This is a genomic window from Marinobacter litoralis, from assembly GCF_016427555.1.
Taxonomy (GTDB): domain Bacteria; phylum Pseudomonadota; class Gammaproteobacteria; order Pseudomonadales; family Oleiphilaceae; genus Marinobacter; species Marinobacter litoralis_A.
This window is the reverse complement of record NZ_JAELVS010000002.1, coordinates 479,947-503,695: the sequence shown is the minus strand read 5'-3', so window position 1 is coordinate 503,695 and position 23,749 is coordinate 479,947. Positions and strand designations below refer to the sequence as shown.

Annotated in this window: 27 protein-coding genes; 15 read left to right on the top strand and 12 right to left on the bottom strand. The window is 53.8% G+C overall.

What is annotated here, in order from left to right; all coding sequences use genetic code 11:
* Positions 1–20: 20 nt before the first annotated feature.
* The 3 genes from JAO79_RS09905 to JAO79_RS09895 all read right to left on the bottom strand — a co-directional run bounded on the left by JAO79_RS09905 (position 21) and on the right by JAO79_RS09895 (position 2,850).
* Positions 21–1,052 (bottom strand): NAD(P)H-dependent glycerol-3-phosphate dehydrogenase, encoded by a 1,032-nt coding sequence (locus JAO79_RS09905; protein ID WP_227664539.1) that lies wholly within the window; start codon positions 1,050–1,052, stop codon positions 21–23.
* Positions 1,053–1,133: 81 nt separating this feature from the next.
* Positions 1,134–1,625: an STAS domain-containing protein gene (locus tag JAO79_RS09900; RefSeq protein ID WP_199007087.1), complete on the bottom strand. Its 492-nt coding sequence runs from the start codon at positions 1,623–1,625 to the stop codon at positions 1,134–1,136.
* A 16-nt stretch (positions 1,626–1,641) separates the two neighbouring features.
* Positions 1,642–2,850: a PP2C family protein-serine/threonine phosphatase gene (locus tag JAO79_RS09895; RefSeq protein WP_199007086.1), complete on the bottom strand. Its 1,209-nt coding sequence runs from the start codon at positions 2,848–2,850 to the stop codon at positions 1,642–1,644.
* A gap of 114 nt (positions 2,851–2,964) precedes the next feature.
* Here JAO79_RS09895 and JAO79_RS09890 point away from each other — a divergent pair, with 114 nt between their 5' ends.
* Positions 2,965–4,446 carry an HD domain-containing protein gene (locus JAO79_RS09890; protein WP_199007085.1) on the top strand — a complete coding sequence of 494 codons (1,482 nt, stop codon included), beginning with the start codon at positions 2,965–2,967 and terminating at the stop codon, positions 4,444–4,446.
* Positions 4,447–4,461: 15 nt separating this feature from the next.
* Here JAO79_RS09890 and JAO79_RS09885 read toward each other — a convergent pair whose 3' ends face one another.
* Positions 4,462–5,478: an NAD(P)/FAD-dependent oxidoreductase gene (locus JAO79_RS09885; RefSeq protein WP_199007084.1), complete on the bottom strand. Its 1,017-nt coding sequence runs from the start codon at positions 5,476–5,478 to the stop codon at positions 4,462–4,464.
* 8 nt (positions 5,479–5,486) lie between these two features.
* Here JAO79_RS09885 and JAO79_RS09880 point away from each other — a divergent pair, with 8 nt between their 5' ends.
* From JAO79_RS09880 to JAO79_RS09835, 10 genes are all read left to right on the top strand, one after another.
* Entirely contained in the window at positions 5,487–6,449 is a 963-nt protein-coding gene (locus JAO79_RS09880) for an acyl-CoA desaturase (protein WP_199007083.1), read from the top strand.
* Complete coding sequence (locus JAO79_RS09875) at positions 6,446–6,916, top strand: nuclear transport factor 2 family protein (protein WP_199007082.1); 471 nt, start codon at positions 6,446–6,448, stop codon at positions 6,914–6,916. The genes JAO79_RS09880 and JAO79_RS09875 overlap by 4 nt, the downstream gene beginning before the upstream one ends.
* Complete coding sequence (locus JAO79_RS09870) at positions 6,913–7,701, top strand: SDR family NAD(P)-dependent oxidoreductase (protein ID WP_199007081.1); 789 nt, start codon at positions 6,913–6,915, stop codon at positions 7,699–7,701. The genes JAO79_RS09875 and JAO79_RS09870 overlap by 4 nt, the downstream gene beginning before the upstream one ends.
* Positions 7,702–7,726: 25 nt before the next feature.
* Positions 7,727–8,992 carry an NAD(P)/FAD-dependent oxidoreductase gene (locus JAO79_RS09865; RefSeq protein WP_199007080.1) on the top strand — a complete coding sequence of 422 codons (1,266 nt, stop codon included), beginning with the start codon at positions 7,727–7,729 and terminating at the stop codon, positions 8,990–8,992.
* 2 nt (positions 8,993–8,994) lie between these two features.
* Positions 8,995–9,891, top strand: coding sequence for a DUF1365 domain-containing protein (locus JAO79_RS09860; protein ID WP_199007079.1), 897 nt, complete (start codon positions 8,995–8,997; stop codon positions 9,889–9,891).
* Positions 9,879–11,153 (top strand): SAM-dependent methyltransferase, encoded by a 1,275-nt coding sequence (locus JAO79_RS09855; protein ID WP_199007078.1) that lies wholly within the window; start codon positions 9,879–9,881, stop codon positions 11,151–11,153. The genes JAO79_RS09860 and JAO79_RS09855 overlap by 13 nt, the downstream gene beginning before the upstream one ends.
* A complete protein-coding gene (locus tag JAO79_RS09850) occupies positions 11,150–11,674 on the top strand; it encodes a DUF2878 domain-containing protein (protein ID WP_199007077.1) in 525 nt (174 codons plus the stop codon). Before JAO79_RS09855 ends, JAO79_RS09850 begins: the two co-directional genes overlap by 4 nt.
* The gene (locus JAO79_RS09845; RefSeq protein ID WP_199007076.1) at positions 11,671–12,408 is read left to right on the top strand and encodes a hypothetical protein; all 738 of its coding nucleotides are present in this window, start codon (positions 11,671–11,673) and stop codon (positions 12,406–12,408) included. The genes JAO79_RS09850 and JAO79_RS09845 overlap by 4 nt, the downstream gene beginning before the upstream one ends.
* Positions 12,409–12,496: 88 nt before the next feature.
* The gene (gene xthA, locus JAO79_RS09840) at positions 12,497–13,309 is read left to right on the top strand and encodes an exodeoxyribonuclease III (RefSeq protein WP_199007075.1); all 813 of its coding nucleotides are present in this window, start codon (positions 12,497–12,499) and stop codon (positions 13,307–13,309) included.
* An 18-nt stretch (positions 13,310–13,327) separates the two neighbouring features.
* Positions 13,328–13,957, top strand: coding sequence for a TetR/AcrR family transcriptional regulator (locus JAO79_RS09835; RefSeq protein ID WP_199007074.1), 630 nt, complete (start codon positions 13,328–13,330; stop codon positions 13,955–13,957).
* 7 nt (positions 13,958–13,964) lie between these two features.
* Here JAO79_RS09835 and JAO79_RS09830 read toward each other — a convergent pair whose 3' ends face one another.
* A complete protein-coding gene (locus JAO79_RS09830) occupies positions 13,965–14,387 on the bottom strand; it encodes a phasin family protein (protein ID WP_199007073.1) in 423 nt (140 codons plus the stop codon).
* Between the two features lie 351 nt (positions 14,388–14,738).
* On the opposite strand from JAO79_RS09830, the gene JAO79_RS09825 reads away from it, so the two are divergent.
* The 4 genes from JAO79_RS09825 (at position 14,739) to hemH (ending at position 17,257) form a co-directional block, all read left to right on the top strand.
* Positions 14,739–15,176, top strand: coding sequence for a YeeE/YedE family protein (locus JAO79_RS09825; protein ID WP_199007072.1), 438 nt, complete (start codon positions 14,739–14,741; stop codon positions 15,174–15,176).
* Between the two features lie 4 nt (positions 15,177–15,180).
* On the top strand, positions 15,181–15,609 hold the full coding sequence (locus JAO79_RS09820; RefSeq protein ID WP_199007071.1) for a DUF6691 family protein: 429 nt from the start codon (positions 15,181–15,183) through the stop codon (positions 15,607–15,609).
* A 77-nt stretch (positions 15,610–15,686) separates the two neighbouring features.
* Positions 15,687–16,121 (top strand): TIGR01244 family sulfur transferase, encoded by a 435-nt coding sequence (locus JAO79_RS09815; protein ID WP_199007070.1) that lies wholly within the window; start codon positions 15,687–15,689, stop codon positions 16,119–16,121.
* Positions 16,122–16,144: 23 nt separating this feature from the next.
* A complete protein-coding gene (gene hemH, locus JAO79_RS09810) occupies positions 16,145–17,257 on the top strand; it encodes a ferrochelatase (protein WP_199007069.1) in 1,113 nt (370 codons plus the stop codon).
* 28 nt (positions 17,258–17,285) lie between these two features.
* Here hemH and JAO79_RS09805 read toward each other — a convergent pair whose 3' ends face one another.
* The 7 genes from JAO79_RS09805 to JAO79_RS09775 all read right to left on the bottom strand — a co-directional run bounded on the left by JAO79_RS09805 (position 17,286) and on the right by JAO79_RS09775 (position 23,727).
* Positions 17,286–17,507 carry a hypothetical protein gene (locus JAO79_RS09805; RefSeq protein WP_227664487.1) on the bottom strand — a complete coding sequence of 74 codons (222 nt, stop codon included), beginning with the start codon at positions 17,505–17,507 and terminating at the stop codon, positions 17,286–17,288.
* A gap of 133 nt (positions 17,508–17,640) precedes the next feature.
* Positions 17,641–19,389 carry an ABC transporter substrate-binding protein gene (locus JAO79_RS09800; protein ID WP_199007067.1) on the bottom strand — a complete coding sequence of 583 codons (1,749 nt, stop codon included), beginning with the start codon at positions 19,387–19,389 and terminating at the stop codon, positions 17,641–17,643.
* 173 nt (positions 19,390–19,562) lie between these two features.
* The gene (locus JAO79_RS09795) at positions 19,563–19,838 is read right to left on the bottom strand and encodes a DUF2160 domain-containing protein (protein WP_199007066.1); all 276 of its coding nucleotides are present in this window, start codon (positions 19,836–19,838) and stop codon (positions 19,563–19,565) included.
* An 11-nt stretch (positions 19,839–19,849) separates the two neighbouring features.
* The gene (locus JAO79_RS09790; RefSeq protein WP_199007065.1) at positions 19,850–20,656 is read right to left on the bottom strand and encodes a carbohydrate ABC transporter permease; all 807 of its coding nucleotides are present in this window, start codon (positions 20,654–20,656) and stop codon (positions 19,850–19,852) included.
* Between the two features lie 10 nt (positions 20,657–20,666).
* The gene (locus JAO79_RS09785; protein ID WP_199007064.1) at positions 20,667–21,533 is read right to left on the bottom strand and encodes a carbohydrate ABC transporter permease; all 867 of its coding nucleotides are present in this window, start codon (positions 21,531–21,533) and stop codon (positions 20,667–20,669) included.
* The gene (locus JAO79_RS09780) at positions 21,533–22,633 is read right to left on the bottom strand and encodes an ABC transporter ATP-binding protein (protein ID WP_199007063.1); all 1,101 of its coding nucleotides are present in this window, start codon (positions 22,631–22,633) and stop codon (positions 21,533–21,535) included. Before JAO79_RS09780 ends, JAO79_RS09785 begins: the two co-directional genes overlap by 1 nt.
* On the bottom strand, positions 22,633–23,727 hold the full coding sequence (locus JAO79_RS09775; RefSeq protein ID WP_199007062.1) for an ABC transporter ATP-binding protein: 1,095 nt from the start codon (positions 23,725–23,727) through the stop codon (positions 22,633–22,635). Before JAO79_RS09775 ends, JAO79_RS09780 begins: the two co-directional genes overlap by 1 nt.
* Positions 23,728–23,749 lie beyond the last annotated feature (22 nt).

Genomic DNA, 23,749 nt, shown 5'->3' with positions numbered 1-23,749 from the left:
TCCTCGTTCAGTTGACGTGATTACTGAGCCACCGTACGAGGCAAAATGAACTCTACATCCGAATTCTGAACAGCGTTCATCAGATTCTTGATGACCGCCTCAATCGGGGCACCGTTGTAGAGAATCTCGTACAGCCCGCGCACCAGCGGCATGTGGATTCCGATCGCCTCGGATTTTTCCCGTACTAACTTCAGAGTATAGATGCCCTCAGCCACCTGCCCCAGTTCTTCGGCTGCCTCATCCAGTTTTTTACCCGTGCCTACAGCGTAACCCACACGGAAGTTGCGGCTTTTGCTGGAGGTACAGGTTGCGATCAGGTCGCCCACACCGGCCAGGCCCATGAACGTCATAGGATTTGCCCCCAGGCTCACTGCGAACCGGCTCATTTCCGCCAGCCCACGGGTAATTAGCATCGCTTTGGCGTTTTCACCGAGGTTCTGTGCAGATGCCAGGCCGGCCACTATGGCGTAGATGTTTTTCAGAGCGCCCGCCAGCTCAACGCCGTAGACATCAACATTGGCGTAAACGCGGAAATAATCACAACCGAGCAATTGCTGAACGGTTTGTCGAACCTCCGGATCCTTCGCGGCGATAACCGTTGCTGTCAACTCACGATTCACAATCTCAGCAGCCAAATTTGGGCCACTCAACACACCAGACCGGCAGCGCGGGATTTCTTCAAGCAGGATTTCACTCATCAGCTTGAAGCCTTGCTGCTCAATGCCTTTGGTCAGGCTGACAACGATCTGTTCGTCTTTGAAGGCGCTGCTGTTATCGCGAACCACCGAACGGAACGCCTTGGAGGGAATGGCCACAAAAACCACATCAGCGTTATTCACGGCCCCGGCAAAGTCGGTAGTGGGCAGGATCTCGCCTTCAAGGACGATACCGGGCATGTAACGGCCATTCATGCGCGTTGTACGGATTTCTTCAACCTGACCCTCATCGCGCATCCAGAAATGCACGGTATGGCCGTTTTCACCGAGAACCTTGGCCATAGCAGTTCCGAAACTGCCGCCACCAAGGACTGCAACGTTTTGCGTTTTCGCCAAATCAGATTTCGGCGTTACGTTTTCTGGCATAGTCTTTCCGTAGGTTCGTGTTAGGCATGACCCGGCGCCAAAGAATATCGATCAGCCAGGTTCTTCACACTCCAGAGCCCGAACGAGATTCTTGAACTCTTCCCGGTTTTTGCTGTTCATGCCCATTAATACTCTATGAGCGTCCAGCACTTTCTCGCGTACTTGTTGTTCGCTCGCTTTCAGGACAGGGATTTCTTCAAGATCTTCAATTCGGGAAGCCGGCTCGCGGACAATGATAAAAATCTTGTCGAAGCCCATAGACGAGATGATGCGAGTCACATCAGGGTTGGTGGAGATCAGAGTCGGAAGAAAATGGCTCTGTTTGTACGCTGCCAACGCAATTTTGGCCAGCAGCCCGAGCGTTGTGCTATCGACTATCTCGGTTTCCGTGAGATCGATGACGACGGTTTTGAAGTCTGGGTCCCGAGTGATGGACTCAACGAGATTATCCAGCGTCGAACACAGGTTCAGCCGAATTTCTCCGATAAACTTCAGGACGTATATTCCCTGCTTATCTGCTTGCAGGATTTTATAACCAGCCATTTTTTTCACAGTGCCACTAAGTCGACGACGTTTGATCTGAACCAGTTAACTGGTCAGTTACCGATACTATCGCTATATCGTCAGGCAGCTCCGAGATACTTTTTAATCCCAAGGCCTCGCTCAGCGATGCGATAGTGTGACTACCTCCTGATACGAGTTCAAGTAGCGTTCGTTCCTTTTCATCGAGACTTTTGTCGGGAATGACCTCCAAAATGCCGTCAGAGAACAATAAAAGACGGAAGGGGCGATCCAGTTTCACCTCGTACAACTCCCATTCGGGGTCTTCAAACAACCCTACTGGCAGGCCACTGCCTTCGAGAAACCGGGTCTCGCCGTCTTCAAACGACAATATCGGCATCGGAAAGTGCGCACCCACTGCGTAACTAAGGGTTCGTTCTGACAAAGTAATAATGCCGACAAATACGGTGACGTGTTTCCCGAGCCCTGTGTCCATCAACTCAGAATTTATACGCTCGAGAATCCGCCGCGGATGCATGATGTCATCGCTGGATTGCCTGCGCAGATTACGCTTCAGGCGGTTGGTGAGGTTCTTGAGTAAAACGGTGACAAAGGCCGAACTGGCACCGTGGCCCGACACGTCGGCGATATACACCAGCACCTTGTCTTTTGTAAGGCGGATATAATCCAGAAAATCGCCGCTCAGATACAAAGACGGCTTGATCAGGTAATCGGCCTGCAGCCCGCATATCTCTTGATTATGTTCGGGCAGCATCTTCAGCTGGACTTTACGGCCTGCGTTTTGGTCAGCCCGTAGTTCGGCAATGCCACTGCGCAGATCCCGGTTTGCCTCCTCCAGCTCTTCCCTATAGAGCTTGTTGAGTCGATTGACCCGAATACGATCAAACAGTTTTTCGATAACGTCATCGAGCGCATCTTTGCTGGAAGAGCAGGGTTTGAGCACAATGTCTTCGGCGCCTGCACGCAGCAACTCTACCACTTGAGCGCTGGACGTACTTTGGGTATACGCGATGATGGGCGTATAGCTGTCGGCCGCGTCAAGGCGACGGCAAAGATCGTCTATAACGGTGGGAGCCAGGTCGGCAAAAATGGCGTCGGGCATGTTCGCGGCGAACAAACTGCGGGCCGTGCCAATGTCCGGACAAACGCTCACATAGAAGCCTCTGGCATCCAGGTATCGTGACAGGTCAGAACGGGCCTGCTCATTGGCGTCGATGATTAAAATGCGCTCGGTGCGCGAGGTCATGTTAGTTGCCCTAAACTACCAGCGGTAAAAGAAAAACAGGCGTTATAAGGTCTATTCTGGCATGACCTTGTGATATAACAAGGCCATACTGATCTTTTTGGGGGATTTGTAACCATGCGACGTGCCGTCAACGACCTTCTGGGTGCCTACGACAAACTGATCATGGACCCGGTCCATGGCGGGATTCCGCTTTACCGGCACGAAATTCAGGTTATTGACCACCCACTGTTCCAGCGTTTACGCAACATCTGCCAGAACGACATCCTCAGTTTGGTGTTCCCGGGCGCTACCCACTCCCGCTTCCTGCACAGCGTTGGCGTGATGCATGTCGGCACCCGTATGTTTCGCGCCATGATTGATGCCTATCTGCGGGAGCGTCAGCTCAGCGAGCAAACCGAACTGAGCCTCAATCAACTGGACGCCATCGATTATCTTGCCAAGATTATTCGCCTGGGATGCCTGTTGCACGACAGCGGCCACTCCAGTTTTTCGCACCAGTTCACTCAGGCCCGACGTATTCGCGAACTCATGTCACGCCCAGAACGTTTTCGTGAGCTGTGGCGAGGCGAAGACTTCAGTCGTTATCACCCCGAGGAACCGGATGAGCTGGAACACGAACACTACTCGGTGCGGGTCGCTCACGAAGTACTCTCGTCCGTCGATCTGGAGGCTGCGGGCCTGCATGCCGAAGACATCATCGGCATTATGGAAACCACTCAGGTAACGCCGAGTGATACCTTCTGCCGCCATGCCCACACCTTCCTGAACTTCATCGCGGGCGATCAGGCATTGGTGGAATCCAGCGGGGAGCACAAGGTGCCGGCGCTGGTTATGGGGCTGCTTTCATCCATTGTCTCTGGCGAAATCGATGCAGACCGCGCCGATTATATGCTGCGGGACGGGTTCCACAGTTCCGTCACTATCGGTGGCTTTAACCTGGATCACTTGCTGAGCAACTTACGCTTTGGCTGGGATGTTTCAGAGCCGTGGATGGGGCTGGCCATCACCCACAAAGGCTTGGGAGCCTTGGAGGATTTCGTTTACAGCCGCTATCAGATGTACCGCAAAGTGTACGGTCACAAAACGGCGCTCGGGTTTGACTGGCTTCTGCGTGAAGCCATCAACGAAGTGTTGGAAGATGCCGAGAGTTTCGAGTGGATTGATACCTGCCTCAGCGATATGAGTTTTTTCGCTGAACTGACCGACAGTTTCTTCTGGGAGGCCTTCCGAAAGGTTGCCCGTAAACAGCCCAAGAGCTACTCGTTTTTGATTGTGAACCGGGTAAAGCTCAGTCATCTCGATACCCGGGAAAATTTGAGCCAGGCCGAGATTCAGGCTCATAGCCAGTGGCTGGCACAGGAACTTGGCTTGTCGGCTGACGATGTGGTGACCTGCACGATGAAGGCTCGATTCTCGAACATTCAGGACAACTTCAACGGCATCAAGGTGCTGGATAAAGACCCGATTAGCCGAAAGCGCTCACTGCGCAAGATTACCGATGTGAGCGCCTTCTTCTCGAAATTCGGGGACGGAACCATCATCCATTTTTACCGCCAGCCTGACGTTGCGGCTAAAGCGCCAGACCTCTCAGAATAACCCGAGCACCAGAGCTTAATCCGCCAGCATGGCTTCCGTCAGCAGGCTGGCGCTGTCCCAAGCCCCTTCAACTCGGCCACCAACCAGCCAATCACCGGCGATCCCCACGCCTTGGCTAGGGTCCCACAAGAAACCGGGGCGAATACTTGATGCAGATCGAGCGTACAACCAGCGGTGTGCCACCGAATCTGTGGGCTCACCATCCAAGCCGGTCAGCTGTTTAAACTCCGCCAGCAAAGCGCTACTCACGTGTTCCGGGCTGGCATCGACGTTGGCATCGGTCCACTCAGGCGTTGCGTGAAGAACCCACCACTGGCCGTCATCGTTCCGCTCCGGCTTTGAGGAGTTGTTTGCCACCCAATAAAGCACGTCGGAATCCGGGCGCATCGCATCAAACCGAGCCGCAGGGGCATTCCTGAAATGCACTGCGACAGCCCAACACGGCAGAATATCGCCGCCGGGCGCTCGGGTTTCCTCCAGCAAAGATGCCAAGCCACTGGCTTTCAGCAGATCCTGTGTTTGAGCAGGAGGCGCGGTTACCACCACTTGATCAAATTCCCCGTGATCTTCATCCTCGGTACAGATTAACCGCCAACGCGAACCTGAGCGGTTCATTTGGGCAATCCGAACCTGCGTGGTGAGCTCCACATGCGCTGAAAGCCCACGGGTAATCGCGGTCATTCTGGGGGTACCGACGTAACGAGTCTCGTCCGGGAACGACTGCCAGCTTTTATCCGCTTTCTGGAACCCGAAGCTCGCAGGCCACCGGGCGAACGAGTCTGAGCCCGCATGGTTCTCGAGGAAAGTCAGGAACCCGGGGTTCCGGCTTGTGAAATATTGCGCACCGATATCGACCGCTCCGTCTGCTACTCTTTTTGAAGACATACGACCACCAGGCCCCCGGCTTTTTTCGAACACCCGGACACGATGGCCTGATTTGCCAAGCAAAATCGCTGCGGTTAAGCCCGCCAGACCTGATCCGATAACAGCAACGCTGCGTATAGCTGAGGTATCTAAAGTTTGACTTTCCATGGCTGTTTATGACCCGAGTAAATGATTTGTTTACAAACATTCTAAGATGGTTCGACTCTGAAGCGGGTTTGGATCACCTCGACACGCAGTGCCGCCGGTTCAATATCATCAGAGTGCTGCCGTTTTTAGCTCTACACGCGGCCTGCTTCTTGGCAATCTACACCGGAACCAGTGCGTTTGCCGTTGGCTTTGCCATCACCTTTTTTCTTCTTCGGATGTTTTCGATTACCGCTTTTTATCACAGGTACTTTGCGCATAAATCGTTCAAAACCAGCCGCGCTGCGCAATTAGTTTTCGCCGTTCTGGGCGCCAGCTCCGCCCAGCGGGGTCCCCTTTGGTGGGCTGCTCACCATCGTCATCATCACCAGCACTCCGATCACCCTGAAGACCTTCATTCTCCCCATCATGGCGGATTCTGGTGGTCACACGTAGGATGGTTCACTTGCGACGCCGGATTTGTTATGGATGAACGGCGCATCCGGGACTGGCTCAAGTTCCCGGAACTCCGCTTTATCAATCGTTTCGACTCGCTGATTCCTGCGGTCTTTGCCGTCCTGATTTTTCTTCTAGGCGAAGCGCTGGCGAAATGGGCGCCCGGCCTCGGCACTGATGGTTTTCAGCTTCTCGTTTGGGGCTTCTTCATTTCAACCGTTGCATTGTTCCACGCCACCGTATCCATCAACTCGTTGTCTCATGTTTGGGGCAAACGCCGGTTCGACACCAATGACGAAAGCCGCAACAACTTCTGGTTAGCCCTAATCACCTTAGGTGAAGGCTGGCACAACAATCACCATCGCTGGCCCCAATCTGCTCGCCAGGGTTTTCGCTGGTACGAGATAGACATCACCTGGTATGGCCTGTGGATGCTTTCGAAAGCCGGCATCATCTGGGATCTGGCACCAATTCCTCCTCACATCGTTGCAGAAACGCTGGCCACTGACCAAAACCGATCAAGGATGCCAAAGCAATGACTCCTCCAAACAACGTTGTTGAAGTTGGCTCCAAAGAAAAAGCCATGCAGATAACGCTTAACGCCTTTTGCCGCCTGTACAACAAGCTGGACAAAGGCCACCTCAATGAATTGGCGGCGGTATACGCCGAAGACATCGAATTCCAGGACCCCTTCGGACAAGTGGTTGGGCTCGACGCCCTGACAGAATACATGGCAGGCGCCTACCAGAACGTCATCCGGTGCCAGTTCCGGTTTGGAGAACCGGTTATCCAATATCCGCGTTGTTGTATCCCGTGGGTGATGGAACTCAGTCACAAGCGTATTCAGCGCGGAAAGCCGGTTTACGTTGAAGGTATGAGCCACTTAATCATCCGCAACGGCAAGGTAAGCACTCATCGGGACTATTTCGATGCCGGAGAGCTGCTGTACGAACACCTGCCTTTGATTGGAGCCCCGATACGATGGGTCAAGAGGCACGCCGGATGAGCACGCGCGTTCTGAATAAATCCAACATTTGGCTGACCGGCGCGTCTTCTGGTATCGGCGAGGCGTTGGTTCGTGAGCTGGCTAAACACGGGCACAAACTGGTGATCACGGGTCGGCGCCAACAACCTCTGGATGAGCTGGCCGGGATTTGGCCAGAGCAGATCCATACCGCTGTCGCTGACACCACCAGTCGCGATCAACTTGCCGCACTATCCGGCACCCTGAATCATTTTGGCGATCTCGACACGGTGATTCTCAATGCAGGCACGTGCGAGTACGTAGACATAGCGGATTACGACAGCGCGATTATCGAGGCCAACCTGACCACCAATGTGCTTGGCACCGCCCGCTGTCTGGATATTGCCCTGCCCGCTTTGAGAGCAACTCGCGCCAAAGGTAAACCGGCCCGCGTGGTGATTGTAAGCTCTTCTGCCTGGTGGTTTCCGTTCAGTCGTGCCGAAGGCTATGGCGCATCAAAGGCCGCACTTACCTACCTTGCTCAATCACTCCGCGCAGATCTGGCCGCGGAGGGCATCGAAGTGGTGGTGGTGTCGCCCGGGTTCGTGAAAACGCCCTTAACCGATCGAAACGACTTCCCGATGCCGTTTATGGTCAGCGCTGAAGAAGCCGCACACCGAATCCATCAAGGCCTCGCCAAAGGTAAACGGGAAATAGCTTTTCCCCGCCGCTTCACCTGGACCTTAAAAGCGCTGAACTGCCTACCGCAAACAATGATTGATCGCATGGCCGCTTCAATGGCGCGAAAGACCGACACCCCCTCTTGAATAGCTCTTTAAAGGAAATGCATTGATGAAGCAGGAACGCCAACGGATTGCAGTAATCGGAGCCGGAGTATCTGGCTTGACCGCCGCCTGGTTGCTTAGTGAACACCACGATGTTGAACTTTTTGAAGCGGCGGATTACGCCGGCGGTCATACCAATACCGAATACGTAAAACTCGGAGAAAAAACCTGGCCGGTGAACACCGGTTTCATTGTCTTTAATGATTGGACCTACCCTAACTTCATCAAACTGATGGATCGTCTTGGCGTGGCCTCGGAAGTCAGCACCATGAGCTTCAGTGTGGACTCCCACGCCACTGGCCTTCAATACAACGGCACCAGTCTGAACACCTTGTTCGCGCAGCGCCGGAATCTGTTCAATCTCAAATTCCTGACGATGGTTCGGGAGATTCTTCGCTTCAACAAAGAATCCCGTGCCGATCTGGCAGATGGCCAAATACCCGAAGGCGAAACCTTGGGCGAGTATTTAAACCGAAACCGATACAGCCATTACTTCCGCAAGCACTACATTGTGCCGATGGGCGCAGCGATTTGGTCTGCACCAGAGCTGGTCCTGGAACAATTCCCGATTCGCTTTTTCCTTCAGTTCTTCAACAACCACGGCATGTTGTCTGTAGATGACCGACCAACCTGGCGGGTTATCTCCGGGGGCTCTGCCACTTATGTCACACGGATGATGGAACGACTTGGCGACAAAACGCATCTAAACAGCCCGGTGTCGAATATCCAACGTGATGACAACGGCGTTACTTTGGTGTCGAATGGTAAAACCCATCGATTTGATCAGGTTGTTCTGGCCTGCCACAGCGATCAGGCGTTGACGATGCTGAGTGACCCTACCGAGAAAGAACAGGACATTCTAAGCGCGATCGGCTACCAGAAAAACGACGTTGTGCTCCATACCGACGACAGCGTTCTGCCGTCAAACCGGCTGGCCTGGGCGGCCTGGAATTACATGGTACCGGAACACAGCACCCAGCCGGTGTCGGTTACCTACAACATGAACATCCTCCAGAACTTTGACGACGCCCCGGAAACCTTTTGCGTCACCCTGAATCGCAGCCGCGACATCGCCCCTGAAAAAGTCATCAAACGCTTTGAGTACGACCATCCGGTTTTCACGCTGGACGCTGTCGCCGCCCAAGGGCGGTATCACGAAATTGGCGCGCACAACCGCACCCATTTTTGCGGTGCTTATTGGTTTAACGGGTTTCATGAAGATGGGGTGCGTAGCGCGTTACGGGTCGCGAAAGCCTTTGGTGTGGAGCTCTGAACATGACCAGCCAGTGGCTAGAAGGCACTATAAGGCATAGACGTAAGCTACCGACTGAACACGAGTTTATTTACAAGATTGGCATGCTGGCGCTGGACATTGACGAGTGGAACACAGTGACAAGCATCAGCCCTGTTTTCTCACTTGAGCGGTTTAACTGGCTGGCGCTGAGGCGCAAAGATTACCTGGATCCAGACGAGCCGAATTTGCGCAAAGCAGTCGATCAACGGGTTTGGGAGGCCACCGGCTGGCGGCCGGATGGTCCCGTGCAGCTGATCACCCACCCCCGCTATCTTGGCCACATTTTCAATCCGGTGAGTTTTTATCTGTGCTACGAACAGGGCCAACATCCGGATAAAGGCGACGCTCCCAAAGTCATCCTGGCTCAGATCACCAACACCCCTTGGAAAGAAAGGCATGTGTATTGCCTGGAATGCCAGCAACCTGCCACTACTTCAGAGCAATGGCATACCGAGCGTTTCGCCTTCAACAAGCGCTTCCATGTGTCGCCGTTCAACGGAATGAATCAGCATTATAAATGGCTGTTCAGCTTTCGGGGTTCCGAACTGCGCATCCACATGAACATCGAGCAGGCACAACAGAAGCATTTTGATGCCACGTTGGTGGTCCAACGGACCGCTCTGGATCGTATAACCCTTCACCGAAGCTTGCGGCGTTTTCCGTTGGAATCCCTTAAAGGGGTGGCGGGGATTTACTGGAATGCATTGAAGCTGAAACTCAAAGGTGCGCCCTTTTATACGCATCCAGACAAACTGGGCACCCAAGAACAGGATTTCCGCAAAGGCTCAGACGATCAGGGTACCGACATCACTGAGCCTCATCTTTTGGCACAACCCGATACAACATCAACAGGAAGGGTAACCTCATGGAGAACGTGAACACCTCCACCAACAAATCAGGCCTTGCAACGGAACGGTTGCCTTGGGTAAGCCGGATTGCCAGGCAGTTGGTTTGTCGCCAGCTGGCTCAACTTGCAAAAGGCACTTTACGTATCCGGGAGCCTAACTTCGAGGACCAGATTTTTGGCGATGGTGATCCCAGTTACCCGATAGCCGAGCTGGCTATCCACAACCACAGCACTTGGCGGGATCTAGTGACCGGCGGCAGCGTGGGTGCGGCAGAATCCTTCGTGGCAGGCGACTGGAGCTCGCCGGACCTGGTCGCATTGCTGCGGTTCTTTACCCGTAATCTCGACACCATGAATGCCTTCGAGGACAAATTCAGCTGGGTGAGCAAACCCGCGCTGAAAGGTTTGCACTGGCTGAACCGAAACACTCCAGAAGGCTCCCGCAAAAACATCAGTGCTCACTATGATCTGGGCAACGATCTGTTCAGTCAGTTTCTTGACCCAACCATGATGTATTCCTCGGCTATCTACCCTCGGCCGGAAGCGACGCTCGACGAAGCAGCGATCCACAAGCTCGACGTAATCTGCCAGAAACTGAATTTGCGGCCTGATGACCAAGTTATGGAAATCGGCACCGGCTGGGGTGGCTTTGCGATTCACGCGGCAAAACACTACGGCTGCCATGTCACCACCACAACCATATCCCGGGAACAGCTGGAACTGGCTCAGGCGCGCGTGAAAGCCGAGGGCCTTGAAGATAGGATCACCCTGTTATTCGATGACTACCGGGATCTGTCCGGCCAATTCGATAAACTGGTTTCCATCGAGATGATAGAAGCCGTTGGGCCGGAGTTTCTTGACAGCTATCTGAGCCAGATCAGCGCCTTACTCAAGCCCGATGGAATCGCATTGGTGCAAGCCATCAATATGCCCGAGCAGCGCTATGAGCGGGCCTTGAACAATGTAGACTTTATTCAACGGTATATTTTTCCGGGCAGTTTCATCCCCTCCTTTGGCGCTATTCTGGGCTCAATGAGCCGAGGGTCAGACCTGGTGCTCACGCAGGTGGACGACTTCGGTTTCCACTACGCCCGCACATTGCATGACTGGTGCGAACGCTTTATGGCCAAGCGCGAAGTTTTGGCGCAACAAGGCTATGACAGCCAATTCCAACGCTTATGGCAGTTCTATTTCGCTTACTGCGAAGCGGGCTTCAGCGAACGCGCCATTGGTGTCGCCCACATCGTAATGGCCAAACCTGCCAACAAGCACAGCACCCGTGCCGTTTCATGATCACCTCTGCCACCGGGCGGAATACGCTCAATTTTGTGCTGTTCCAGACCGGTTGGCTGGTGTGTGTACTCTACCCCGGCCTGACAGCGACGGCTCTGGTCTTGCTGTTTCTAGCCATTCATCTGTTGCTGGTGAGCACACAGCGTGGCGCCGAATTGCGATTCATCGCGACAGGAATCCTGCTTGGCAGCCTGATGGATTCGCTGTGGCTGCAAACTGGTATACTTGGCATCGAAGGCCAGAACAGCATCAACATCACGCCGGTATGGCTAATCGCCATCTGGGCCCTGTTCATGACGACCCTGTGTCATTCCCTCGGCTGGGTTGCGAAACGGGCATGGCTTCCATTTGTACTCGCGCCGTTCGCCGGCTCGTTTGCCTATTGGTCAGCCAGCAAACTCGGCGCGGTGACACTACCCATCCAAGCCTTTTCTCTGGTCGCCATCGGTGCCGGCTGGCTGGTGCTCTTCCCGTTGCTGCTGCGTATTCGCAAACATCTGGTTCCGGAGCAGGCGTCATGAATCGTTGGGCTCTTTTAATCGCCCTGCTGTTATCCGCCGGGCCGATAGCCGCCGCTACCTTTGAATTCACCGGAACCGCCCTTGCGATTGACACTCAAAATCAGCTTTACGAAGAACGGCACCAAGTTAACGGGACCTGTTCAGTTGCCGGATTCCAACCTCGTGAGCACCGGGTGACCTACCATAAAGGCCCTAACGACCGCAGGTTTGCGGTCAAAACGCTGGATTACGGTCAACACCCTGACCGACCCAGCGTGGTTTTCCGGCAGCCGGATTTCGAAGAATCGCTGGAAATCCGCTTTACTGACGCGAACCAACTGACCATCAACTGGCAACCCCCATCGGAACGCCCAAAAACCTTCGAGGTAACCTCCCCCCCTCGTTTGGTGATTGACGCAGGATTTGATCAATTTGTCAGGGCAAACTGGCAAGCAGTGGCAGCCGGCGAGTCGATTTCGTTTCGGTTTCTTGCCCCCACTCGCGGGGATCATTACGGATTTGTACTCGAGCCGGCCCCCACTGCGGAGATAGATGCCGATGTGGTGATACAGATTCGCCCGACCAGTCTCGTATTGCGTTTTCTGGTTGACCCGATCATCCTGGGTTACAACGAAAACGGCGCATTAACGCACTACCAGGGCTTGACCAACATTCGCGCCAACCAGGAAACAAACCACACCGCGCTCATCCGCTACCGTATCAGCCAGTACCCCGATTGCGACCTGACTTCTTAAAGCCCCAGGCTGCGGCCACTCGGCCAAACTGTTATCCCCCGCCGGTATGGTAAACTCCGGGCCAAACTGATTCGGAGATTCCAAAACCATGATGTTCGTGTCGTTCAACGTCAACAGTATCCGCACCCGCTTGCACCAACTGGAGGCTGTGATTGAACAGCTGAACCCTGATTTCATCGGGCTTCAGGAAACCAAGGTTCGAGATGAAGAATTCCCCGAGGAGGCTATCCGGCAACTCGGCTATCACGTGCATTTCCATGGTCAGAAGACCCACTACGGCGTTGCGCTGTTGTCCAAGCAGGCTCCCGATGAAGTAGTGAAAGGTTACGCAACCGATGATGAAGACGCGCAGCGCAGGCTCATTACCGGGCATTTCACGGTAAACGGCGAACCGCTTACCGTTATTAATGGCTACTTTCCACAAGGCGAAAACAGAGACCATCCCACCAAGTTCCCGGCTAAGCAGAAGTTCTACGCCGATCTGATGGATTTGCTGGATGAGCTGAACAAACGCCCGGGCCACGTGGTTTTGATGGGGGATATGAACATTTCTCCAACCGACAAAGACATTGGCATTGGCCCGGACAACGCCAAGCGCTGGCTACGGTCCGGTAAATGCAGCTTCCTTCCGGAAGAGCGGGAATGGTTAAGCCAGGTTGAAGCTCGCGGATTTACCGACGTGTTCCGGCACTTGAACCCTGACGAAGCGGATACCTTCAGCTGGTTCGATTACCGTAGCAAAGGCTTCGAACGCGAGCCCAAACGAGGCCTTCGTATCGATCTGGTGATGGCCAGTGATAGCCTGTTGCCCAAAGCCAAGGACGCCGGTGTGAGTTATGAGATCCGGGCAATGGAGCGCCCGTCTGACCACTGCCCGATCTGGGCCAGCTTCGAACTCTGATAGGCCAAACGATCCGTCATGAAGAAAATAAAAACCAGGGACAGGATACTCAACACCAGCTTGCAGCTGTTCAACAGCTTGGGTGAGCCGAATGTCACCACCCTGTTGATCTCCGATGAGCTGGATATCAGCCCGGGCAACCTTTACTACCACTTCAAGAGTAAAGGCGACATTGTTGATGAGCTCTTCGAAAGCTTTGAAGCGGAAATGCTGGATTTGCTCGCCGTGCCCGACGATGCGGAAGTGCCACTGGACCAGTTCAGCTTCTTTCTGCATCTGTTGTTCGAGGCGGTGGCCCGTTATCGCTTCATGTACCAAGACCTGGTGAACGTACTGTCGCGGTACGATCAGCTGCAAGTTCGTTTTCGACGGATACTCAAAAAGAAAACTCTGGCGTTTGAGTCGCTGTGCAACAGCTTCAAACGACAGGGCTTGATGATCATCGAACCTGCGGAGTTGGACGCTCTGTGCCAGCAGCTGACATTAACCGTTTGCTATTGGAGCAGTTTCGACACGCTATCGCATTTGGATGATCGGGAGTTCGTCGATCCCGGTAAAGGGGTGTATCAGATTTTGCACCTGATACTGCCCCACCTTACCGATGACGACAAAGAAGAGGTCAAGCTGATCAGCGAGACGTATCTGTAAGCGTTTCCTATTCTTCTTCGTCTTTACCGCTAGCTGAATCGCCGCGAAGCTTGGCCAGCTCGGCTTCCAGATATTCAATTCGGCTTTCCAACGCCTGAATGTCTTCCTTGCGGTGGATACCCAGTCGACGTAACGCGCCTGAAACGCGCTGATCGAACATATGCTCAAGCTTGTCCCAGGTGCCTGTGGCGCGCTCGCGCACTTCACCCACCCGGTCTTCTACTGTGCGAATCTGCTTGCCAACAACGCCACGGGTTTTGGATTCGAGCTGCTCACCTTCCTGAACCAGCCGCTCGAAAAATTTGCCGGCATCTTCCTCGGCTTTGGTATAGGCACCAAGCCCCGCCAACCAGATCTGACGTGCAGAGTCCTTGATCTTTCCCGGAAGCTGCGGATCTGTCTCGGGTGTTTGGTCATCGTGCTCAGACATGAGTACCTCTTAAATACGGGCCGTAGGGTTAGTTACGCATTATATTACAGCCATCTTTTGATTGCAGTGGTTGTGCTATCAGCGCTGAAACCCGCATAACGGCGGGCTTCAATATAAAGAACGGCGGCATATGAAGAAATGTTTTCAAAGGAATCCGGTCAAAGCTTGAGTTGTATGAAATATGGTCAATACTTCTCAATACCGGTGTCCCCGTTGATGCCGGTTTGTCTGGAAGTCTTTCATGGATACTACTCGCACGCCTCTGCCCGGCCTCCCAAGCCGGGCTTTTTTTATCCTTATTTCCTGTTATTATATGCTTATTCCAAAACGTACATTTAGCAGGAATTACTCATGATAGACATTGCCTGGAATGACTTTACTCCGGTCAGCGCGTTGGCTGGCGGTATTCTGGTAGGCCTTGCTGCCGCCAGCTTCCTTTTATTTAACGGCCGCATCGCCGGTATTAGCGGAATTCTCGGTGGACTACTCACGCCGGTCCGAAACGACATGCTCTGGCGCATGGCTTTTCTTGGCGGCTTGATCGGCACCCCCATCGTTTGGAGGCTGTTCGCCGAACTGCCTGCCATCGAAGTTAACGCCGGTTTTCCGGCCATTATCGTTGCCGGTCTTTTAGTGGGCATCGGCACGCGTTACGGCTCCGGCTGCACCAGCGGTCACGGCGTGTGCGGCCTTTCACGGCTATCGCCGCGTTCGCTGGTTGCTACCCTGAGCTTCATGGCTACGGGTTTTATTACCGTTTACATTATTCGCCACCTGATCGGAGCCTGATTCCATGAAATACAACCTTACCGCTTTAGTTTCCGGCTTGATTTTCGGTTTGGGGCTGATCATTTCCGGCTTGGCTAACCCGGCCAAAGTGCTTGGTTTCCTCGATTTAGCCGGCCTGTGGGATCCATCACTCGCACTGGTTATGGGCGGCGCGGTTCTGGTGGGCTTGGTCGCTTTTACCGTCGCGAAAAAGCGCACGCTATCGCTGCTGGGATTCAACATGAAACTGCCGACAAGCACCAGAATTGACAAGCGACTGGTGGGCGGTAGCCTGCTGTTCGGCGTGGGCTGGGGCATTGCCGGTTTTTGCCCGGGGCCAGCATTGGTTGCCGTTGGTGCCGGTGAAATTAAAGGGATAGTCTTTGTCGCGTCCATGGTGGCAGGTATGATGCTGTTTGAACTTATCGAACGGAAACGCGCACAATCTGCCTAAGGTATATCCTGCGATTACGCTCGTATCTGTGCCGGGCTTGTTACTGGCCCGGCTTGTCCAACCTTTGGAGACGTCCAGTGGATATCAGAAAAATTGACGACAACATTTCTGTCGCTCCCCAGATTGCCATCGAAGATATCGCGGAAATTGCCCGCCTGGGCTTCAAAACGCTGATCGCAAACCGCCCCGATGGCGAAGAATTTGGTCAACCGCCAATGATGGACATCAAAGCAACGGCCGAGGAGCATGGGTTAAAGTGGGTGTATCTGCCAGTTGCTTCCGGCCATATTACCGATGAAGATGTGGATGCGTTCGCCCCTATGTTCAAAGAGGCAGAAAAGCCTGCACTGGCGTTTTGCCGATCAGGTACACGCAGTACCGTATTATGGGCCCTGAGTTCCGCGCGAGAACAGGAGCCTCAGGATTTGCTCTCGAAAGCCTATCAAGCGGGCTATGATCTCACCGGACTGATTGGTCGTATGCATACGCAGCAGCAAAACCACCAAAATTAACACCCGACAACCGGAAAGCTTCAATGCCATACCAAGGGACTGATAATTTCAGCCACACCCAGGCCGAACGGCTGGGCGTTCTTGTCACGAATCTGGGCACACCCGATGCCCCTACCCCCTCAGCGTTAAGAAAGTACCTGGCTGAGTTTTTATGGGACCCGCGAGTTGTGGAAGTACCCCGCCCACTGTGGTGGCTGATACTGCACGGTGTAATCCTGCGTATTCGCCCCCGGCGCAGTGCCAAAGCCTATGCGGGTGTGTGGTCTCCGGAAGGGTCCCCACTATTGGTGCATACCGCCAAGCAAGCCGAAGGCATTCGGGAGGCCTTGCAGGCCAAGTACGGAAGCAACGTTGTGGTGGGCTTTGCCATGCGTTACGGCAACCCTTCGATCCCCCGCGTTCTGGATGAGATGCAACAGCAGGGCGTTAACAAATTGCTGGTTCTTCCCTTGTACCCGCAGTATTCCGCATCAACCTCGGCTTCAACCTTTGATGCGGTTTCAAAAGACTTTATGGGGCGCCGCTGGCTTCCAGACTTCCGCTTTGTGTCCCATTACCATGATTTTCCGCCCTATATCGAGGCGATGGCTCAGCATATTGAAGCACATTGGGCCGAACACGGGCGCAAGCAAAAGCTGATTCTTTCTTATCATGGCATTCCGCTGAAGTACCTGCTGAAAGGCGATCCGTATCACTGTGAGTGCCACAAAACGTCGCGGTTGCTGGCGGAACGACTGGGGCTGAAAAGCGACGAATACCTCACCACATTTCAGTCGCGCTTTGGCCGTGAGGAATGGTTGCAGCCCTACACCGATGAAACGCTCAAATCACTCCCTGAGAGCGGCGTGAAATCCATCGATGTGTTCTGCCCTGGCTTTTCAGCAGATTGCCTGGAAACCGTTGAGGAAATCGATGAGGAAAACCGGGAGTACTTTATGGAAGCGGGCGGTGAAGCGTTTGCTTACATCCCCTGCCTGAATGCCACTCCGGGGCACATAGACGCGCTGGTGGAGCTTATCGACGAGAACATCAAAGGCTGGGCTGTACCCTCGAACGACAGCGAACAGCTTGAAGCCCGGGCGAAACGGGCAAAAGCTCGCAAACAGGCCACGTTTCCGGGCCGTACCGACCTTTAGGCGCTCTTAACGCCAAAGGCCGCCAGACTCATTCGGGGTGGCGGCCTTTGGTAACTTCAGTCTTCGCGACTTCTCCTTTCTGCTCTGTATCCGGCAACGCCTGGCAAAACGTACACTCCTCCGTATCCACAGCCGCCCCGCCCGACTCTACATAACGAATCCGATGGCTGGCATTGCCGCGGTTAGCCGATACCGAGAATCGACGATTCTTGCGCTGGTCCTGCCCGGTAACCTTCTCGTTATTCGCCATAAAACACCTCATAGATTCGTGCACCGTTAGGGTCACGCAAAAGCAGTGCGTGGGCAATACGAGGATAGACGGACCGCGCCGCGAGGTAAGAGGATCTGCCCACCTCAGGAAAGTGGGCAGATCGGGTCAGAGATCAGCTTTTACGAGCGTCCTCCCAGGTTTTCAGCAGCTCCTTATAAGGCACCGTTTTGCCCTGCACTTTTTCGTTCTCCAGCTTCGGCTTAGGGGCACCGGGCTGATCCAACCAGTATTGAGGGTCGCGAGGTTCATTCAACTTCGGACCGCAATTGGGCATAACATTGGCCCGCTCCAAACGCTGCATCACGCGGTCCTGAGCATCCGCCAAGCCATTAAGCGCCTCCTGAGGTGTTGCTTCGCCACTGGCAGCCTGCGCAATGAACTGCCACCAGAGCTGTGCCAGTTTCGGATAATCCGGCACGTTGGTACCGGTTGGCGTCCACTGGACGCGCGCGGGGCTGCGATAGAACTCGACAAGACCACCGAGTTTCGGAGCCATTTCCGTCATGTAGTCGGAATTGATATCGGAGTCACGAATCGGCGTAAGCCCTGCAATGGTTTTTTCCAGAGAGACGGTCTTGGAAACCGTGAACTGTGCGTACAGCCACGCAGCCAAGCGACGCTTCTCTGGAGTCGAGTTCAGGAACGTCCAGGAACCCACGTCCTGATACCCGAGTTTCATACCCTCTTCCCAGTACGGACCTCTCGGTGAAGGGGCCATACGCCATTTGGGTGTGCCGTCTTCGTTGACCACGGGCAAGCCATCTTCAATCATGCTTGCGGTAAACGCGGTGTACCAAAATACCTGCTGTGCAATATTTCCCTGAGCTGGAACGGGACCAGACTCAGAAAAGGTCATGCCGGTCGCTTCGGGCGGTGCGTACTTCTCCATCCAATCGACATATTTGGTGGTTGCGTATACCGCCGCTGGCCCGTTGGTCGCGCCGCCGCGCGAAACATTCGAGCCAACCGGATGGCAGTCCTCAACCCGAATGCCCCATTCGTCTACAGGCAATCCGTTTGGCAACCCCTTGTCGCCGGCACCCGCCATAGAGAACCAGGCATCGGTAAAGCGCCAGCCCAGAGACGGGTCTTTTTTACCGTAATCCATGTGCCCATAGACTTTCTCACCGTCGATCTCTTTCACGTGTACGGTAAAGAACTCGGCGATGTCTTCATACGCCGACCAGTTGATCGGAACCCCCAAGGCGTATCCATAGCGCTCTTTGAACTGTTTCTTGAGGTCGTCTCTTTCGAACCAGTCCGCGCGGAACCAATACAGGTTGGCAAATTGCTGGCTCGGCAACTGGTAGAGTTTCCCGTCTGGACCGGTGGTGAAATCCAGCCCGATAAAGTCGTCCAAATCCAATGTGGGTAGCGTAAGATCTTTACCTGCGCCGTTCATGATGTCTTCGACTGCCACCACCTTGCCGTAGCGCACGTGGGTGCCGATCAAATCGGAGTCGTTCACATAACCGTCGTAAATATTACGGCCAGACTGCATCTGGGTTTGCAGCTTCTCGATAACATCGCCTTCCTGAATCAAGGTGTGGTTAAGCTTGATGCCAGTGATGTCGGAAAATGCCTTGGCCAGAACGTTAGATTCGTATTCATGAGTCGCGATAGTTTCAGAAACCACGTTGATTTCCATACCCCTGAAATCTTTTGCGGCTTCGGTGAACCACGCCATCTCTTCGAGTTGCTGTTCTTTGGTCAGGGTCGATCGTTTGAATTCGTTCGTCACCCACTTTTCAGCGGCGTCTGAATATTGATCCGCATAAGCTTGCAGGCTGAGCCCCATCGCGGCTGCGGCAATAGCCGCGCTGAGTAACAGGGCTCCGGGATGTTTTTTATTCTTGGACATATCCGACCTCATTTACTGGTGTTAGTAAGAGAGCGCCACAAACCGCACTCGGGATTTCATTACATTTCAGTGACTCCATGAAAACCGTGCTCGTATCAACCAAATGATCGTTTTCAAACACTCATTACAAGCTAGTTCGCAAACGAACCTTTTACAAATTCGGCAACCTTTCCTCACCCCCAGCGCAACAGCACCAACGCCCACAGGACCGACACTCCAAGTGCAATCCACAAGCTGATGTCACTGACTGCCAGAAACGCCAGATGGATATAAGCCGCGGATAGCAACCCGATGAAGAGTCGGTCGCCCCGTGTTGTTTCAATTGGCAGAAAGCCTTTGCGCTCGGTGCACGGGGAGACAATTTCGTAAACCGTCATCACCGCCAGAATGGCGGCAATCACCGCAAAAAAAATAGCGACGCTGGGTGTCCAGTTCATCCACGCAATCATGGGTTATCTCCTTAAACGCGCCCGAGCGCGAAGCCTTTGGCCACGTGATTCCGAACAAACCAGATCACCAGTAAGCCCGGAATAATGGTAAGCACACCGGCCGCTGCCAGAACGCCCCAATCAATACCGCTGGCACCAATGGTACGAGTCATGATGGCGCCGATGGGCTGTGCATCCACACTGGTCAACGTCCGTGCCAGCAGCAGCTCAACCCAGGAGAACATGAACGCAAAAAACGCCGTTACCCCGATGCCAGAGCGGATCATGGGAAGAAACACCTTCACGAAGAACTTCGGGAAGCTGTAACCATCGATGTACGCCATCTCGTCGTATTCCCGGGGCACCCCTTTCATGAAGCCTTCCAGAATCCAAACCGCCAGCGGCACATTGAATAGACAATGCGCCAAGGCCACCGCAATGTGGGTGTCGAATAAACCTATGGATGAATACAGCTGGAAGAACGGCAGCAGGAACACCGCCGGAGGTGCCATACGATTGCTGAGCAACCAGAAAAACAGGTGTTTGTCGCCCAGAAACTTGTAACGACTGAAGGCATAGGCGGCGGGAAGCGCCACCAGCAGGGTGATAATGACGTTAATGGTTACATAGGCCATGGAGTTCAGATAGCCGTTGTACCAACTCGGATCGGTGAAAATCACCACGTAGTTCTCAAGAGTGAAATTCTCCGGCCACATGGTCAGTCCACCGAGAATTTCCTGATTGGTTTTGAACGACATATTCAGCAGCCAGTACACAGGCGTTAGCAGCAAAATTATAAACACAGTGATCGCGACATTTTTCGAGCGGGCTTGTTTCATCACACTCTCCTTATTGTTCTTTGTCGGCGTGCGTGATTGCGGTGAAGAACAACCACGAAATCAGCAATACAATCAGGAAGTAGATCAGCGAGAAGGCCGCTGCTCGGCCAAGATCAAACTGCCCGATCGCCATGGTGGTCAAGGTCTGGCTCAGGAAGGTGGTCGAGCTACCCGGCCCGCCGCCGGTCAGCACGAAGGGTTCGGTGTAAATCATAAAACTGTCCATGAACCGCAACAGCACCGCAATAATCAGCACACTTTTGAGCCGTGGCAGCTGGATGTAACGGAACACAGCCCATTTGGAAGCCCGGTCGATTTCCGCAGCCTGATAGAAGGCTTCAGGAATCGCGCGAAGGCCGGAATAACACAGCAAAGCCACTAGTGGTGTCCAATGCCAGACATCCATTAGCAACACCGTTAGCCAGGCATCGACGGTGCTACCAGTGTAGTTGTAGTCAACGCCCATCTGGTTAATGCCCCAGCCAAACAACCCTATGTCACCACGCGCAAAAATCTGCCAAATGGTGCCCACCACGTTCCAGGGAATCAGCAGCGGAATGGCGACCAGAATCAAACACAGGGAACCTTTGATACCGGACTTCGGCATCATCAGTGCCACACCAATACCCAGCGGAATCTGGATCAACAACACGGCGCCTGAAAACAAAAACTGGCGCAGCAACGAATCCTGAAGACGCTCATCGGTCAGAACCTCTTTGAACCATTCCGTACCCACAAAGTACGCCTGCCCCGGCCCGAAGATGTCCTGCACGGAGTAGTTGACTACCGTCATCAGTGGGATAAGCGCCGAAAATGCCACTAACAGAAATACGGGCAGTACCAACCACCAGGCTCGATTGTTCGGGATCTTATCCATCACGATTGCTCCTGTATCAGGAATTCATCGACATACAGCATGGTCCATTCCGGCGGCATGGTAAGGTGAACACGGCTGCCGATCTGCGCCTCGAAATCCTCATCGACTCTTACTTTCAATATCTGGGATTCCAGACCCACATCAACGATCTTGTAGGTGCCCAAGTCCTCCATATCCAACACCTCAGACTCATAAGAATTAACTTCAGGTTTAAGCCCTAACTTTATGAACTCAGGTCTAATACCGATCTTTATGTTGGTTGAATTGAGGCGCTGTAACTGCGCTAGCCGCCAGCCCTCCAAGGCCACTTCGGTAGAGCCAAAACGAACGCCCGAAGCGCACTTTTCAACGTTGATCAGGTTCATGCCGGGACTGCCGATGAAGTAGCCAACGAAGGTGTGATTAGGTTGCTCGAACAACTCGGTCGGCGTGCCAAACTGTACGATCTGGCCGTCGTACATCACCGCAATCTTATCCGCAAAGGTGGACGCCTCCAGCTGATCGTGGGTGACATAAACCATGGTGATATCGAATTGCTCATGGATTTGTTTGAGCTTTCGGCGCAACTTCCACTTCAGCTGCGGGTCGATGACCGTTAGGGGTTCATCAAACAGGATGGCCGACACATCTTCCCGGACCAGTCCTCGACCCATCGACACTTTCTGTTTCTCATCGGCCGTGAGGTTCTTGGCTTTTTTATGCAGCTTGTCTTCAATCTCGAGAACTTCAGCGATCTCCTGCACGCGTTCTTTGATACGCGCCGCAGGAACTTTGTTGTTCTTCAACGGAAACGCGAGGTTTTGGTATACCGTCATCGAGTCGTAAATCACCGGAAACTGAAACACCTGCGCGATATTCCGGTCCCGTGGTGAGAGCGCGTTGACCCGTTTGCCATCAAACAAAACTTCTCCTTCCGATGGCTGAACCAGGCCTGAAATAATATTCAGCATCGTACTCTTGCCGCATCCAGAGGGCCCTAGGAGCGCATACGCACCGCCTTTTTGCCACACGTGATCAAGTTGACGAATTGCGTAATCCTCAGGGCCAGACGGCGATTTACTGTAGCTGTGCGCCAGGGACTTCAGGTGAATTTCGGCCATTAAGCGCCCCTCCCCGAATGCTGAGATGGTGTGTGCACCAACTGTTCATGAGTATCGAATACGAACAGTTTGTTGACCGGCAAATACACGCGAATGGGTGCGCCTGTGTGGTACTGGTGTACGCCCATCGATTGGGTAACCATGTCGAAATGACGGCTCTCGACATGCATGAAGGTTTCAGAACCGCTGATTTCACTGAGTGCCACTTCCACGGGGATCTCAAGATCGTCATCGTTGGCGGGTTTCAGAGCAATATGGCTGGGGCGGATACCGAACCAGTATTCGCCGGGCTTTAAATTGGCGAGTTCCTGAGTCAGGGCGTGGCGGGTATCTTCATCGAACGACAGTTCCGTATCAGAAACACGGCCACGAATGAGGTTCATCGGGGGTTCGCTGAACAGTTGGGCAGCCAGCGTATTCACCGGCTTGCGGTATACCTCCATCACTGGGCCACTCTGTACCACACGGCCTTCGTGAAGCAATGTGGTGGTTCCCCCCAAAGCCAAGGCTTCGTTCGCTTCAGTGGTTGCGTAAACCGCAATACACTGGCGTTCTCGGAACAAATCCCGCAATTCGGCCCTCAGCTCTTCGCGCAACTTGTAGTCGAGGTTGACAAGCGGTTCATCGAAAAGCACCAGAGTCGCATCTTTCACCAAGGCTCTCGCCATGGCTGTGCGTTGCTGTTGGCCTCCGGAGAGCTCCAGGGGAAACCGCTTTAACAACGGCTCGATGCGCAGCATCGCTGCGGTTTCTTTGACTCGCCGATCAATCTCCGATTCCTGCATCTTCGCCAAGCGCAGTGGTGAAGCAATGTTCTCGTAAACCGAGAGATTCGGGTAATTAATGAACTGCTGATAGATCATCGAAATGTTGCGGCGCTGGACGCTCTGACCGGTCACATCGTTACCGTTAAAGATCAACCGGCCTTCAGTCGGCTTGTCCAGCCCCGCCATCAAACGCATCAACGAGGTTTTACCTGCGAGCGTCCGCCCCAATAGTACGTTGAACGAGCCAGCCTCAAACGTCAGGTTGGCATTCCGAATGTAATCGACACCATCGACCATTCGGGAAAGGTTCTCGAGCGTTAAGGACATGTGTCTTCCTTGTTGTTCTTGT